General features: G+C 67.1%; 16 protein-coding genes. 5 read left to right on the forward strand and 11 right to left on the reverse strand.

Annotated elements, in window-relative coordinates; translation table 11 throughout:
* Positions 1 to 21 precede the first annotated feature (21 nt).
* Positions 22 to 1,005 (reverse strand): AurF N-oxygenase family protein, encoded by a 984-nt coding sequence (locus NI2_RS16255; protein WP_067491630.1) that lies wholly within the window; start codon positions 1,003 to 1,005, stop codon positions 22 to 24.
* Positions 1,006 to 1,143: 138 nt separating this feature from the next.
* On the opposite strand from NI2_RS16255, the gene NI2_RS16260 reads away from it, so the two are divergent.
* Complete coding sequence (locus NI2_RS16260; protein ID WP_067491632.1) at positions 1,144 to 2,106, forward strand: DUF5996 family protein; 963 nt, start codon at positions 1,144 to 1,146, stop codon at positions 2,104 to 2,106.
* 2 nt (positions 2,107 to 2,108) lie between these two features.
* Here the strand turns inward: NI2_RS16260 and NI2_RS16265 are convergent, their stop codons facing one another.
* Entirely contained in the window at positions 2,109 to 2,300 is a 192-nt protein-coding gene (locus NI2_RS16265) for a hypothetical protein (protein ID WP_133733818.1), read from the reverse strand.
* Between the two features lie 67 nt (positions 2,301 to 2,367).
* On the opposite strand from NI2_RS16265, the gene NI2_RS16270 reads away from it, so the two are divergent.
* Positions 2,368 to 2,958: a maleylpyruvate isomerase family mycothiol-dependent enzyme gene (locus NI2_RS16270; RefSeq protein WP_243749729.1), complete on the forward strand. Its 591-nt coding sequence runs from the start codon at positions 2,368 to 2,370 to the stop codon at positions 2,956 to 2,958.
* 56 nt (positions 2,959 to 3,014) lie between these two features.
* Here NI2_RS16270 and NI2_RS16275 read toward each other — a convergent pair whose 3' ends face one another.
* The gene (locus tag NI2_RS16275) at positions 3,015 to 4,229 is read right to left on the reverse strand and encodes an acyl-CoA dehydrogenase family protein (RefSeq protein ID WP_067491636.1); all 1,215 of its coding nucleotides are present in this window, start codon (positions 4,227 to 4,229) and stop codon (positions 3,015 to 3,017) included.
* A gap of 33 nt (positions 4,230 to 4,262) precedes the next feature.
* A complete protein-coding gene (locus NI2_RS16280; protein ID WP_371851986.1) occupies positions 4,263 to 5,660 on the reverse strand; it encodes an acyl-CoA dehydrogenase family protein in 1,398 nt (465 codons plus the stop codon).
* A gap of 127 nt (positions 5,661 to 5,787) precedes the next feature.
* On the opposite strand from NI2_RS16280, the gene NI2_RS16285 reads away from it, so the two are divergent.
* Positions 5,788 to 7,254: a glycosyltransferase family 39 protein gene (locus NI2_RS16285; protein ID WP_067491640.1), complete on the forward strand. Its 1,467-nt coding sequence runs from the start codon at positions 5,788 to 5,790 to the stop codon at positions 7,252 to 7,254.
* 19 nt (positions 7,255 to 7,273) lie between these two features.
* Here the strand turns inward: NI2_RS16285 and NI2_RS16290 are convergent, their stop codons facing one another.
* Positions 7,274 to 8,035 (reverse strand): alpha/beta fold hydrolase, encoded by a 762-nt coding sequence (locus NI2_RS16290; protein ID WP_067491753.1) that lies wholly within the window; start codon positions 8,033 to 8,035, stop codon positions 7,274 to 7,276.
* 60 nt (positions 8,036 to 8,095) lie between these two features.
* Here NI2_RS16290 and NI2_RS16295 point away from each other — a divergent pair, with 60 nt between their 5' ends.
* A complete protein-coding gene (locus tag NI2_RS16295) occupies positions 8,096 to 8,476 on the forward strand; it encodes a MerR family transcriptional regulator (protein ID WP_067491642.1) in 381 nt (126 codons plus the stop codon).
* A gap of 84 nt (positions 8,477 to 8,560) precedes the next feature.
* Here NI2_RS16295 and ftsX read toward each other — a convergent pair whose 3' ends face one another.
* From ftsX to NI2_RS16320, 6 genes are all read right to left on the reverse strand, one after another.
* Entirely contained in the window at positions 8,561 to 9,463 is a 903-nt protein-coding gene (gene ftsX, locus NI2_RS16300; protein ID WP_067491644.1) for a permease-like cell division protein FtsX, read from the reverse strand.
* Positions 9,463 to 10,143, reverse strand: coding sequence for a cell division ATP-binding protein FtsE (gene ftsE, locus NI2_RS16305; RefSeq protein ID WP_210740346.1), 681 nt, complete (start codon positions 10,141 to 10,143; stop codon positions 9,463 to 9,465). The genes ftsX and ftsE overlap by 1 nt, the downstream gene beginning before the upstream one ends.
* Before the next feature lie 70 nt (positions 10,144 to 10,213).
* Entirely contained in the window at positions 10,214 to 10,363 is a 150-nt protein-coding gene (locus NI2_RS33855; RefSeq protein ID WP_157102088.1) for an Rv3103c transmembrane domain-containing protein, read from the reverse strand.
* Positions 10,350 to 11,207: a mechanosensitive ion channel family protein gene (locus tag NI2_RS16310; RefSeq protein WP_067491648.1), complete on the reverse strand. Its 858-nt coding sequence runs from the start codon at positions 11,205 to 11,207 to the stop codon at positions 10,350 to 10,352. The genes NI2_RS33855 and NI2_RS16310 overlap by 14 nt, the downstream gene beginning before the upstream one ends.
* A gap of 128 nt (positions 11,208 to 11,335) precedes the next feature.
* Positions 11,336 to 12,454, reverse strand: coding sequence for a peptide chain release factor 2 (gene prfB / locus NI2_RS16315; protein WP_067491755.1), 1,119 nt, complete (start codon positions 12,452 to 12,454; stop codon positions 11,336 to 11,338).
* 54 nt (positions 12,455 to 12,508) lie between these two features.
* Positions 12,509 to 13,366, reverse strand: a complete 858-nt coding sequence (locus NI2_RS16320) for a helix-turn-helix transcriptional regulator (RefSeq protein ID WP_067491650.1) — start codon at positions 13,364 to 13,366, stop codon at positions 12,509 to 12,511.
* 145 nt (positions 13,367 to 13,511) lie between these two features.
* Here NI2_RS16320 and NI2_RS16325 point away from each other — a divergent pair, with 145 nt between their 5' ends.
* A complete protein-coding gene (locus NI2_RS16325) occupies positions 13,512 to 14,096 on the forward strand; it encodes an NADPH-dependent FMN reductase (RefSeq protein WP_067491652.1) in 585 nt (194 codons plus the stop codon).
* The last annotated feature ends 87 nt before the right edge of the window (positions 14,097 to 14,183 follow it).

The raw sequence follows: 14,183 nt of genomic DNA on the forward strand, positions 1-14,183 counted from the left end.
GTGGGATGCGGCGAATTCGACTCAGGCGGCCTTGCGGGCCGGTTCGCTACGGTACCGGGTGACGGGGCCGTCGATACCGAGCAGCCGCCACGCCAGGCGTGAAACCGGGTTCATCAGGCCGCTGTTGGTGGCCAGCGCGCGCACATCGCCGAAGATGTTGCGCATCATGGTCTGCGATTCCGGGTTCGACCAGTAGGCGTCGCGCATCACCTCGGCGGGGATGTCGAACTTCTCGACGAACTCCTTGGGCGGGGTCATGATCATGTCGAGCATGATCCGCATCGCGAGCGGGAACAGCACCGACAGCAGGGATTTGGTGACCACGTTCATGCCCGGCACGTTGCGGCGCAGGTACTCGTGGGCGAAGGAGATGTGGCGGGCTTCCTCGGCCACGTGGATCTGCATCACCCGGTGAACCATCGGATGCAGGTCCACACCGCCGCGCAGCAGCGACTTCTGCAGGTGATCGATCGGTTCCTCGCCGCCGAGGATCATCGTGAAGAACAGCTCGGGGAAGTACTTGACCGCGGGCCAGATGATCATCGTGAGCTTGCGGTCGATCGTGCCCATGCCGATCACATCGCGGTAGCCGATGCGGTTGATCATCTCCTGGAACATCATCGTGTGGTTGCACTCTTCGGCAGCCTCGTGCGTGACGTACCGGAATTCCGGATCACCGTTGGGGACCGAGATCAGGTACTGCATCAGGCCGCGGATGAGCAGCTGCTCGAAATCCAGGCCGACCTTGGCGATACCGGCCTGGCGCCACATCCCGATGGCGATCTGCTTCTCGAGCGGTTGCGCCTTGTACCAGGGGTGACGGCCGAGCGGGTCCTCGTCGGGCATGACCCAGCGCGGGTCGTCGCTGTGCACGGCGAACTCGGGCGAATCCCAATCGATGTCGACATAGGGATCGAAGTGCCGGTTCACCGAGCCTTCGGACAGGTTGCGCAGGATCTCGTGGTACTCGGGATCGGTCGCGGTGTTCTTGGCTGTCGACAGCATCAGCGGTGTCTCCTTCGTGTGGCGCAGCTCGCACGTTATATGAGACCCAGGGTCTCAGACAAGTGCCGACTCGCCGTAGGATGAAAGCTGCTCCACGGAATCCGACCGCCCGCCGCGTACCGAAGGAGTGAGAACCCGATGGCTCGACTGACACCGGAGAAGGCCCGCTGGCCCGCACTGAAGGTCGACACCTGGTCCGATACCCGCGACACCCTGCACATGTGGTCGCAGATCGTCGGCAAGCTGAAGATGGCCGGCACGCCGCTGATCAACCACTGGTGGAACGTCACGTTCACGGTGAGCGCGCGGGGGTTGGCCACCGGCGCCATCCCGGTCGACGGCCGCATTCTCGACATCGAATTCGATTTCGCCGCACACGAACTCGTGCTGCGTACCAGCGACAGTCGCCGGGCCACGCTCGCGCTGCGACCACGCACGGTCGCCGATTTCTACGCCGAGCTCGTCGAGGTGCTCGAACGCTTGGACATCACGGTCGATATCGAGGCCTCACCGAACGAGGTCGACCCCGCGATCCCGTTCGCCGAGGACACCGTCCATCAGTCCTACGACGCCGATGCGGTCGGCGTCTACTGGCAGCAACTCGTGCAGGCGAATCGGGTGTTCCAGCTGTGGCGAGCAGGCTTCGCCGGAAAATCCAGCCCGGTGCATCTGTTCTGGGGCTCGCTCGACCTGGCCTGTACCCGCTTCTCCGGGCGTAGCGCGCCGACGCATCCCGGCGGGGCGCCCAACTGCGCGAACTGGGTGATGGAGGAGGCGTATTCGCGTGAATGCGCCAGCGCGGGTTTCTGGCCCGGCGGCACCGAAGGCATGTTCTACGCCTACAGCTATCCGGCCCCCGACGGATATTCGTCGCGGTCCGCGGGACCCGACGGTGCGCACTGGGACGCGGCACTCGGCGAGTTCGTCCTGCCGTACGAGGTGGTTCGTGAGTCGGACGACCCCGACGCCACCCTCCTGCACTTCCTCGATACGACCTACGCCGCCGCTGCCGATCTGGCCGATTGGGATCGGGCGCTGCTCGACGTGAACCCGCACCGCCTGGACCGCCGCCTCCACGCCGACGACACGGCAACCATCTGAGGTCACTCCCGTTCGGCGGTCTTCTCCGCTGTTTCCCGGCGCTGCCGATAGAGCAGAATCCCCGCCGCGACCAGCCAGATCACCGCGTAGACGACCGCCCGCATCGCACTCCAGTTCGCGACGAGCAAACCGATCGCCGCGCCACCGGCCGCGCCGAGGATGATGACGGCATTCGGCTTCGAGTTCTTCCCCACGGTGGGAATCATCGCACGTCGATGAGTTTCGTGCGTTCGTGTCGTCGGTACCGGTAGCGAACGACGAATGGGAGACGTGGTCATGGACGACGCGCAGGTGCGGAACTGGGTGCGAGCCGAACGGCTCGCCCTCGCCGACTTTCTCGAAACCCTCACCCCCGGCGATTGGGCCACCCCGTCACTGTGCCCGGGCTGGACGATCCACGACGTCCTCGCCCACGTCAGCACCACCGACACCCTGCGCGAGACCCTCGTTGCCGTACTGCGCGCCAAGGGCAACTGGAACCGGATGAACGCCGAGCTGGCCACCACCCGCGCAGCCCGCCACGCCCCGGCCGAACTGCTCACCGAACTCCGCGCCTTCGCCGACTCGACCCGCCGCGCACCCGGCGCGGGCGTCCTCGACCCCTTGGTCGACATCATCGTCCACGGCCAAGACGTGGCCCGCCCCCTCGCGCGCCCCTACGACACCCCCGTCGAACGCGTGCTCCCCGCTCTCGACTACACCATCGCCAGCCGCTTCTACGGCGCGAAGAAACGCTTCCGCACCAACCGCCTGATCGCCACCGACATCGACTGGGCCTACGGTACCGGCCCCGACGAAATCAAAGCCCCCGCCATCGACCTGCTGCTCCTGGCCACGGGCAGACAGGTCTGAGAAAAACGAAACCGGTGCGAATCAGCCTGATTCGCACCGGTTTCGGCGTCAGCGACTCACTTCAGTTCGGCGCTCGTCTTGCCGAGGATGCGCCGGGCGACGATGAGCTGCTGGATCTGCTGGGTGCCCTCGAAGATGTCGAGGATCTTCGAGTCGCGGCCCCACTTCTCCAGGAGCAGGCGCTGCGAGTAGCCGAGCGCGCCTGCGAGTTCCACCGCCTTGAGGGTGACGTCGGTGCCGGTGCGGCCCGCCTTGGCCTTCGACATCGAGGCCTCGAGCGAGTTCGGCTTCTTGTTGTCGGCCATCCACGCCGCGCGCAGGGCGAGCAGGTAGGCCGCCTCGTAATCGGCTTCCATCCGCAGGAATTCGGCCGCCGCGGCGTGCTGGTTCATCGCGGGGGTGTCGTAGGAGATGTCGACGCCTGCCTCGGTGAGGATGGTGCGCAGCTCCTCGAGCGCGGCGCGGGCGACACCGATGGCCATCGCGGCCACCAGCGGGCGGGTGTTGTCGAAGGTCTGCATGACCCCGGCAAAACCCTTCTCCACGTTCACTTCCGGCGAACCGAGGATGTTGTCCTTCGGAATGCGGCAGTCCTGCAGCAGCAGCACCGCGGTGTCGGAGGCCTTGATGCCGAGCTTGTGCTCGAGCCGCGCCACCGAAAGACCAGGAGCGTCACGCGGGACGACGAACGACTTGATCGCCGCCCGGCCGAGGCTCTTGTCCACCGTCGCCCACACCACGATGTGGGTGGAGCGCTCACCGGCGGTGACGAAGATCTTCTCGCCGTTGAGCACCCACTCGTCACCGTCGAGGACGGCGGTGGTCGACACGGCGGCCGAGTCGGAACCGAAGGACGGCTCGGTGATGGCCATCGAGGCCCACACCTTGCCGAACCGCTCCAGCTGCTCGTCGGTGGCCACCGCGGCGATCGCGGCATTGCCGAGGCCCTGGTAGGGGATGGTCAGCAGCAGGCCGACATCGCCCCACGCGGTTTCGAGGGTGTTCATCAGCGACGACATGTTGCCGCCGTTGGCGTTGGCTGTCAGCAGGTCGGCCGCGGTGTCACCACGGCCGCCGGACGCGCCGCCGATCTGCTGGGTGCCCGAGTCGGCGAGACCCTCGACCATGGCCGACATGGTGTCGAGTTCGACCGGGTACGCGTGCTCGGCGAGGTCGTACTTGCGCGAGATCGGGCGGAAGATCTGGGCGGCGACCTGGTGGGCCTGGTTGGCGCTCGCCTTCAGCTTCTTGGGGAGTTCGAGATTGATCATGGGAAGTCTCCTGGAAGGTAAGAAAAGCGGCCGCTACACCAGCACGATGCCCTCGGCGACGCCGATGGCACGAAGATCGCGATACCAGCGCTCGACCGGGTGCTCCTTGGTGAAGCCGTGGCCACCGAGCAGCTGCACACCGTCGAGGCCGATCTGCATGCCCTTGTCGGTGGCGAGCTTGCGCGCCAGCGCCGCCTCACGGGCGAACGACAGGCCCTGCTCCGCGCGCGAGGCGCCGCGCAGGGTGACCAGGCGCAGACCGTCGAGCTCGATCGCGATATTGGCGACCATGAACGCCACCGCCTGGCGGTGCGAGATCGGCTCGCCGAACGCCTCACGCTCGTTGACGTAGGGGATCACGTAGTCGAGCACGGCCTGACCGGTGCCGACCGCGAGGGAGGCCCAGCCGAGGCGGGCCAGCTGCACGGCGTCGGCGTACTCGGCGGCGCGGGCGGCGGCGTCACCGTCGCCGAGGATCGCGTCGGTGCCGACCGCGACGTTGTCCAGGATCAGCCGACCCAGACCGGCGGCGCGCAGGCCCATGCTCGGGTCGGCCTCCACCACCAGACCCGCCGCGTCGGACTCGACGATGAACAGCGCCGGGCGCCCGTCGAGCTCGGCCGCCACCAGGAACAGTTCGGCGTCGGCGGCCGCCGGGACCAGGCTCTTCACGCCGTTGAGGCGGTAGCCGCTGGGAGAGCGGGTGGCCTTGGTCTGCAGGGCGAACGGGTCGAAAAGGGCGCGCGGCTCGCTGATGACCACGGAGGCCTGCGGCACGTTCTCGCCGGTGAAGGCGGGCAGGTAGGTGCGCTGCTGGGCGTCGGTGCCCCACTGCGACAGCGCGACGGCCACACCGCTCGGCGCGAGAATCGGCAGCGCGAGACCCATGTCGCCGTAGGCGAGGGCCTCGGCCACCAGCGAGTTGGTGACCGCGCCGCGCTCGGCGGCCGCGCCCTCGAGCTCCTCGGGAACGTTGATCAGGGTGATGCCGAGTTCGGCGGCGCGGTCGAGCAGATCGCGCGGGGCCTCGGCGGCCGCGTCGGCCTCGTAGGCGGCCGGGCGCAGGATCTCACCGGCGAAATCCTTCACCGTCTCGACGATCATCTTCTGATCGTCGGTGGGGGTGAGGTCGAAGTAGTCCTTGGTCTTGGCCTCGTTGTCGGGTAGTCGCTTGGGCTCGCCGCCGCCGGTGACCTTGCCGAAGGTGCGGGTCGCCGCGCCGAGAGTCCGGAATCCGGTCTTGGTGCCCTCGTAGGTGATGCGTTCGATGGGCTTGCGCAGCTTGTACTTGCCGGCGAACTCCGACCCGGTCACGGTCGTCAAAGCGCGCATCGCAGCGCCCATCCAGTCCCGTTTGGGCTGGTTGAGGCCGACCGCGGACGTGTCGTTCGGACGTCGCTTCGTCGCGCTGTCTCGAGTGCTCATCATCACCTGATTTCCTCGGCTGTCGGGACGCTCCGTGGCCCCACTATCTTACTCTCCGGTAAGACTATCTTACTCTGGAGTAAGAAGTGCAAGGACGAACCGGGAAATCGCCGGATTCTGTCACGCTGCACAGGTGCGCGTCCTGGTATCGGTGTTCGCGCTCGTCTTGCTGGTGACCTCGGGCCGCTACGGCTATCACCGCGACGAGCTGTACTTCCTCGCGGCGGGTAGGCGGTTGGCCTGGGGCTATCCGGATCAGCCACCGTTCGTGCCGCTTCTCGCGCGGGTGATGTCGGCGATCGACCCCGACGCGCTGTGGGTGCTCCGGCTGCCCTCGGTCGTCGCGGCGGCGGTGGTTGTCGTCTGCGCGGGCTGGATGGCGGGGGAGTTGGGTGGTGGGCGTGGTGCGCGGGCGCTGGCGGCCGCGGCGGTCGCGAGCGCGGCGCTGGTGCAGGGCGTCGGGCACTTGCTCACCACGACCGTGTTCGACCTCGCCGTGTGGTCGTTGGTGTGCCTGCTCGTGCTGAAACTGCGTCGGGCGAAGGGGGACTCGTCGTCCTCGTCGGTAGTGGTCGACGGCGACACCACCGGTGATCCCCGCTGGTGGCTGCTGATCGGCGTGCTCGTCGGTGTCGGATTGCTGAACAAGGTGCTGTTGATCGTGCCGGTCGTGGCGCTCGTGGTGGCCCTACTGCTCACGGGGCAGCGAAAGGTGTTCGCCACCAAGTTCTTCCCGTGTGCGGTCGTCGTCGGCGCGCTGCTGACCCTGCCCTATCTGTGGTGGCAGGCGCGCAACGGCTGGCCGCAGTGGGAGCTGAGCCGGGCCGTCGCGGGCGGTTCGTCGGGGACCTCGGATTCGCCGATCATGTTCGTGCTCTTGCAGTTCGGCTTGTTCGGTCCGCTGCTGGTACCGCTGTGGGTCTACGGGCTGTGGCGGCTGTGGCATTCGCGGTACCGCGCGTTCGCGGTGGCCTACATCCTGCTTTTCGTGTTGTTCCTCGTGACCGGCGGCAAGGCCTACTACCTCGGCGGGATGTATCCCGTGCTGCTCGCGGCCGGATCGGTCGGCCTGGCCGGTTGGCTCGGGCAGACCGGAAGGCGCTGGTTCGCAGTGTCTTCCGTGATCGCGCTCAACGCGGTCATGTCCGCCTCACTGTTCCTTCCGGTGCTACCCATCGAGGCGATCCCACACTCGCCGACCCTGGCGATCAACTACGACGCGGGCGAAACCATCGGCTGGCCACGCTATGTCGAACAGATCGCCGCCGCCCATCCGCCCGGCGCTTCGATCCTCACCGCCAACTACGGCGAAGCGGGCGCCATCGAACACCTCGGCACCGAATACGACCTGCCCACACCGCATTCCGGCCACAACGCCTACTGGTGGTGGGGTCCGCCACCCGATACGGCGACGGAAGTCCTCACCGTCGGCATCGATCGCGAGCGGCTCACCGGGCTCTGTGCGAGCATCGAACCCCGGGGCGCTCTCGACAACGGCCTGGGTATCGACAACGACGAACAGGGCGAACCGATGTTCCTCTGCGGCAATCCACTTCGTCCCTGGTCACAGGTGTGGCCGGAGCTGCGGAATCTCGGCTGACTCGCTCAGGTCGTGGGATTCAGAGTCCGTGCCGGTCCAGGAAGTCGGTCAGCAGCTTCTGCCACTCCTCGGGCCGCTCGACCATGACCACATGCCCGGCCGCGATCTCCGCGTATTCCGCGCCCGGGATCGCGGCGGCGAGGGTTCGTGAGTTCGCCGGGTCGACGAGCAGGTCGGCGCTGGTCGCCACGACGAGCGTCGGCACCGCGATCGCGGCGAGATCGGCGGTGGTATCGACGGTTTCGACCAGCGCGGCCTGTGCGCGGGTCCCGCCGGGGATCGCGGCGGCGGTCTGGCGGACGACATCGTCGACGACGTCGGCGGGCAGACCGTTCACGAAGTCGGTGGAAAAGCCGGTGAGCAGGACCAGGCGGGCGAACGTCTCGTGGGCGCCTAGGTCGAGGAGGTCCTGCCAGGTCTGCACGGCGAGGCGGGCGCGATGGTCGGGTGTGGCCAGGCCTGCGGTGAGCAGCAGCCCGGTGACTCGCTCGGGATGGCGGGCGGCGGCACGCACGGCCACCGCGGTGCCGAGGGAGAAACCGACGATGGTGAAGGTCTCGACGCCCGCGTCGACGGCGGCCGCGACGAGCGCGTCGGCGAGGGCGTCGAGGGTCAACGGGGTGTCGTCGCCGGGGTAGTCCGAGGCGACCACGGTGTGACCGGCGGCGAGCGCGGGGATCACGGGGCCGAAATTGCTCTCGATGCCACCGCCCGCGCCGTGGGCGAGCACGATCCCGGGGCCGGAGCCGTGAACGGTGGTGTGCAGCGGAATTGTCGTCATGACGGCGACGTTAGGGATTGACATGGGTGTGAAGGTCAAGCCGAACGTGCCGGTGATCACATGCTGATCGGCGAACTCGCGCACCGTACCGGGGTCGCCACCCGGCTGCTGCGCTACTACGAGGAACAAGGTCTGCTGCATCCGCGCCGCGACACCAACGGCTATCGCAGCTATCCCGAGGCAGCGGTCGCCCGAGTCGCCCGTATTCGGGACCTGCTGGCGGCGGGCCTGAACACCGAGGAGATCGCCGACCTGCTCCCGTGCGCCGAGCACGACGGACCGGTCCAGGCCTGTGAGAAGTCGGTGCGCATCATGGCCGATCGGACCGCCGAGCTGGACCGCCGCATCGCCGACCTCGACCGTCAGCGTTCGCACCTCGCCGCCCAGCTCGACGCCAGTCTCGCGAACAGCGGCGCACCGATCCCGAGTGTGAGCCGTTAGGCGGACACGCCTCGGGCGGCACCGCCGACCGTGGTCGGCCGACCCGTTCTCGCACCGCCCCGGACGCCCAGGGCGGTGCCGAACTCATTCGCGTACGTAGAACCGCAGCGTGAGATAAGCGGTGACGGCCGCGAAGACGATGCCGACCGGTGCGATGGTCAGGGCGACCACCGCGATGTCGTCACCGGTGATGCGCGGGAACACATTGCTGTCGAACAGCGGGCCCAGTGCTCGGTCGATCACCAACGGTCGCGCGATCACCAGCCCGAGGACCGCCAGCACCGAACCCACGAAGGCGGCCGCGACCGCCTCGAGCAGGAACGGTAGCTGCGTATACCAGCGCGTCGCACCGACCAGGCGCATGATGCCGACCTCCGTGCGCCGGGTGAACGCCGCGATCTGCACCATGTTGAGCACCAGCAGCATCGCGGCCAGCGCCATCACCAGCGCCAGACCGAACGCGGCATTGCGCAACCCGTCGAACAGGCTCACCAGCCGGTCGACGAACTCCTTGTCGTTGGCGACGATCCGCACGCCCTCCCGGGTCGCGAACGCATCGTAGATGTGCTGGTACTGGTCGGCGTCGGTCATCTTCACCCGCAGCGAGGCGGGCAGGGGAGAGTCGGCGATGTACTGCACCATCTCCGGCTGGTCCTCGAACAGCTTCTTGGCCTCCTCGAGCGCGTCGGCGCGGTTGAGGAACTGGACGCTCTCCACCCCGGAGGTCTGCTTCATGTCGGCCAGCAGGGACTTGCAGGGCTCGGCAGCGCAGTCGGGGTCGGTCTCGGAGACCGAATCGTCGAGGTAGAAGCGCACCTCGAGGCGGCCGATGAAGAAGTTCTCGGTCTTGTCGGCCATCCGCACCGACAGCATGCCGCCGCCCAGCATCATCAACGACACCGCGGTGGTCAGGATCATCGCGACGGTCATCGTCAGGTTGCGGCGCAGGCCGTCGGCGACCTCGGTGAACAGGAAACTCAGTCGCATTATCGCCCCACCCCGTAGACACCGGTCGCCTCGTCGCGCACGAGTCTGCCGTGGTCGAGTTCCACCACCCGCCTGCGCATCGCGTCGACGATGTGATTGTCGTGGGTGGCCATCAGCACCGTGGTGCCCACCCGGTTGATCCGCTCCAGCAGCGCCATGATGTCGGCGCTGGTCTCGGGGTCGAGGTTGCCGGTCGGCTCGTCGGCGAGCAGCACCAGCGGCCGGTTGACGAACGCGCGCGCGATCGCCACGCGCTGCTGCTCACCACCGGACAGCTCCGAGGGCAACCGGTTGCCCTTGCCGCCGAGCCCGACCATGTCGAGCACCTCCGGCACGGTCCGCTCGATGAACTGACGGCGCTTGCCGATCACCTCCAGCGCGAACGCCACGTTCTGTTCCACGGTCTTCTGCTGCAACAGCCGGAAATCCTGGAACACGCACCCGATGCGCTGGCGCAACTTCGGTACCTTGCGGCCCGGTAACCGGTCGACCCGGAAATCGGCCACCCGGATCTCCCCGGAGGTCGGCGCCTCCTCCTTGAGCAGCAGCCGCATGAACGTCGACTTGCCGGAACCGGACGGGCCGATGATGAAAACGAACTCGCCCTTGTCCACCTCGACGGAGACGTTGTCCAGCGCCGGCCGCGTCGACGTTTTGTACGACTTGGAAACGTTGCGCATGGTGATCACGAGGAGCCAGTGTAGCCAGCGGGCTGCTCGTGACGGGTGCCCCGACGACGTCGGCGGGGCGCTACTGGGTGGGATTCACCCAGGACGGGACGGAATTGATCAGGGTCACCGGCTCGGTGGTCGTGCCGTCGGCCGGCTTCACGAACAGGTAGACGACGAAGGTCGACACCCAGGTGGCGATCAAGATCGCCGTGGACTTACGCGGTTTCACTGATTCCTTCCTTACGCAGGGCGGCGGCCACACGCACGCGCAGCTCACGCCCCACCTCGAATTGTTTGCCTGGCAATGTGCGGGCAACCATCCGAATGTTCATCTCGTCGAGCGACAGATCCTCCACGCCCATCACCGAAGGCTCGTCGAGCAGCAGCGGTTTCAGGCGGGCGTCCTGGTAGGCCTTGGTGCACACCTCGTGCAGCACCTCGTTGATCTTGTTGATGTCGGCTTGGGCCGACACCGGCACATCGATCGCGGCGCGCGCCCAGTCCTTGGACAGGTTGGTCACCTTCACGATCTGGCCGTTGGGGATGGTGATCACCTCGCCGTCGGCGTTGCGCAGCGTGGTGATGCGCAGGGTCACGTCCTCGACGGTGCCCTCGGCCGGCTCCGCCGAGCCGGTGACCGCGATCTGCACGACGTCACCGAATCCGTATTGGCGTTCGGTGATGAGGAAGAACCCGGCGAGGATGTCCTGCACGATGCGCTGGGCACCGAAACCGAGCGCCGCGCCGAGCACCGCTGCGGGCGCGACGAGCCCGGTCACCGAAAAGCCCAGCCGCCGAAGCACTTCCATGCCGACCAGCACATACACGATGGTCAGCACCACCCAGGTGATGACCTGGGCGAGCGCGTGTCGGTGCTTGGCCGCCTCGGTGCGGACAAGGGCGTCGCTCGAGTGGAACGAGGCATCGATCTTGGTGGTCACCCGGTCGCGCACGAACGCCGCGAACCGACCGAACAGCATCGCGCCGACGACTAATAGGACGATCTCCAGGCCGCTGGAACGCAGCCAGGCGGTGATCTCCGTACCGCCGTTCATCGCGAGCACAGCGTTCATCGCGTCGCCCCGTGGGGCGCGCGCAGGCACAGTTCCGGTCCGTTCGAACACACACCAGAAAGGTTACAGGCCGGTCACGGCGCGTCGTCAAACGTGAACAACGACACCGTCGGCGAGCGAACCGCTGGCTATGCGTCGGCCTGTTCGCGCATGCGCCAACGGATTCCGGATTCGATGAAGCCGTCGATGTCACCGTCGAGCACCGCCGAGGGGTTGTTGACCTCGTAGTTGGTGCGCAGATCCTTGACCATCTGGTACGGATGCAGCACGTAGGAGCGCATCTGGTTGCCCCACGAGGCGCCCTCGTTGGTCTTGAGCGCGTCCATCTGGGCCCGCTCCTCCTGGCGCTTGCGCTCGAGCAGCTTGGCCTGCAGCACGCGCATGGCCGAGATCTTGTTCTGCAGCTGCGACTTCTCGTTCTGGCAGGTCACCACGATGCCGGTGGGGATGTGGGTCAGGCGAACCGCCGAGTCGGTGGTGTTGACGCTCTGTCCACCGGGGCCCGAGGAGCGGTACACGTCCACCCGGATGTCACCGTCGGGGATCTCGATGTGGTCGGTGGTCTCCACCACGGGCAGCACCTCGACCTCGGCGAAGGAGGTCTGGCGGCGGCCCTGGTTGTCGAACGGGCTGATCCGCACCAGGCGGTGGGTGCCCATCTCGACCGACAGCGTGCCGTAGGCATATGGCGACTTCACCGCGAAGGTGGCGCTCTTGATGCCCGCTTCCTCGGCGTAGGAGGTGTCGTAGACCTCCACGCTGTACTTGTGGCGCTCCGCCCAGCGGATGTACATGCGCATCAGCATCATCGCCCAGTCGGCGGCGTCGACACCACCGGCACCGGAGCGGATGTTGACCAGCGCGTCACGCTTGTCGTACTCGCCCGAGAGCAGGGTGCGTACTTCCATCGCCTCGATGTCCTCGCGCAGCGACGCCCGTTCGGCGTCGGCGTCGGCGAGGGCCTCGGTGGCGGCGGCGCCCTCTTCGGCCTCGGCGAGTTCGTAGAGCACCGGCATGTCCTCGAGCCGCTGGCGCAGGTCTTCCACCCGGCGCAGTTCGCTCTGGGCATGCGACAGCTCGCTGGTCACCTGCTGGGCGTGCTCCTGGTTGTTCCAGAGTTCGGGATCGGCGGCCTGGTGCTCGAGTTCATCGATGCGGCGGCGCAGCTCCTCGACATCGAGGACCGACTCGACCGTCTTGAGCGTGGTGTCGAGTTCGGCGAGGTCGGCGATAACGTCAGGATGCACGATGTCCAAGGTTACCGGTCGGCACCGACACGGCGAAACACGCGTACCACCACGTCAGCCCGCGACGGCACGCAGACCACCCGGGCGGCGGCCGACGAGGTCGTCCAGAGCGGCGGCGCTCGCCGCGTCGGCGGGCAGCAGAACGTCGAGCTGCTGATCGTCGTCGATGGACAGATCGAGCGATTCGTAGGCCAGCCGCAGCTCACCGGTCTCGGGATGGCTGATGCGGTTGATCCCACCCGAGGGCGGCAGACCGGGCAGGCGCGCGAGCCGGTCGGTGAAGGCAGAGCCCGCGGTGACGGTGAGTTCGTCCACCAGCGCGGCGACCATCGGATCGGCGCGGAACGGGCCCTGTTTGAGCGACGCGACCAGCTTGTCGGCCGCCTGAGCCCAGTCCGGGTACAGCTCTCGCGCGCCGGGATGGGTGAAGACGAAACGCGCGATATTGGCGGGTTCGCCCTGATCGAACAGGCCGCTGGGCCCCATGAGCCTGCGGTAGCCCTCCGTGCAGGCGAGCACTTCGGTGAACCGATTGGTGATCGCGGCGGGTGCGGGTTCGAGCTGGTCGAGGATCGCGCGGACAGTCGGGCGCACCGTGCGGTTGGGTCCGTTCTCCGCCGCTCCGCAGCTGAAACCGGACATGCCCTTGGTGAGCTGATGCAGATGCACCCGTTCGCGCGGGGTCAACCGCAGCGTCTCGGCCAGCGCCGACAACACCGGCGGCGAGGGATGCCGGTCGCGTCCCTGCTCGAGCCGGATCAGGTACTCCACGCTCACACCCGACAGCATCGCCACCTCGGCGCGGCGCAGTCCGGGTGTCCGCCTGCGCGCGCCCGTCGGCAGACCGACCTCCGCGGGGGAGACCGACTCGCGCTTGGTGCGCAGGAACAGACCGAGTTCGTTGTCGCTCACCGCACCGACGGTACCGAGCCTCGCGCCGGTGAGAGTGGCCGTGCCACTACCAGTCTCAGCGTGGTCTCCCTGCCGGGTCGCCGAGCGACGACATTGGGTTGCACCGGCCGATCGGGGCCGGCACCAAAGATTCGAGGAGCACACCGTGTCCGCATTGAAACTCGCGATCATCATCGGCAGCGTCCGCGACGGGCGGTTCGGCCCCGTGGTCGCCGACTGGTTCGCCGCGCAGGTCGACGATCGGTTCGATGTCGATGTGATCGATCTGGCGGAGTTCGATCTTCCGGCCGAACTGCCTGCGGTGCCGCCTGCGATGGACCCTGATCCCGCGCGGCCGTCGGGGATGGTGGCGTTGTCCGATCGGCTTGCTGTTGCCGACGCTTATGTTGTTCTGACGCCCGAGTACAACCGGAGTTATCCGTCGGCTCTGAAGACTGCTATCGACTGGCACTTCACTCAGTGGGATCGCAAGACGATCGGGTTCGTCGGGTACAGCGGGGGGACCGGGGGTGTGCTCGCTATCGAACATCTGCGTCAGGTTTTCAACGAACTCAACGCACATACTGTTCGGGATTATGTGTCGTTCCCTCGTTATTACCTGTTGTTCGACGAGGATGGTCGGCTGCGTGAGCCCGAGGGGTTCGAGGCTGCGGCGAAAGTGATGCTCGATCAACTGTTTTGGTGGGCGACGGCGTTGGCGGGTGCTCGATCCGCCGCGGCTTCTGCTTGATCTTTGGGGGGCGTCTGACGGGTGCTCAGCTGCATGGCACTACTCGAGTCCGCTACCTGCCGCACTCTCCGCCGTGCGGAACCACTG

Origin of the sequence: Nocardia ignorata NBRC 108230 (assembly GCF_001612905.1) — a bacterium.
Classification (GTDB): domain Bacteria; phylum Actinomycetota; class Actinomycetes; order Mycobacteriales; family Mycobacteriaceae; genus Nocardia; species Nocardia ignorata.

Coding starts and splice junctions, on each gene's coding strand:
- NI2_RS16255 (WP_067491630.1), bottom strand. CDS start 1,005: ATGCTGTCGACAGCCAAGAACACCGCGACCGATCCCGAGTACCACGAG.
- NI2_RS16310 (WP_067491648.1), bottom strand. CDS start 11,207: ATGAACGCTGTGCTCGCGATGAACGGCGGTACGGAGATCACCGCCTGG.
- ftsE (WP_210740346.1), bottom strand. CDS start 10,143: ATGCGCAACGTTTCCAAGTCGTACAAAACGTCGACGCGGCCGGCGCTG.
- NI2_RS16270 (WP_243749729.1), top strand. CDS start 2,368: ATGGGAGACGTGGTCATGGACGACGCGCAGGTGCGGAACTGGGTGCGA.
- NI2_RS16275 (WP_067491636.1), bottom strand. CDS start 4,229: ATGATCAATCTCGAACTCCCCAAGAAGCTGAAGGCGAGCGCCAACCAG.
- ftsX (WP_067491644.1), bottom strand. CDS start 9,463: ATGCGACTGAGTTTCCTGTTCACCGAGGTCGCCGACGGCCTGCGCCGC.
- NI2_RS16260 (WP_067491632.1), top strand. CDS start 1,144: ATGGCTCGACTGACACCGGAGAAGGCCCGCTGGCCCGCACTGAAGGTC.
- NI2_RS16295 (WP_067491642.1), top strand. CDS start 8,096: ATGCTGATCGGCGAACTCGCGCACCGTACCGGGGTCGCCACCCGGCTG.
- NI2_RS16290 (WP_067491753.1), bottom strand. CDS start 8,035: ATGACGACAATTCCGCTGCACACCACCGTTCACGGCTCCGGCCCCGGG.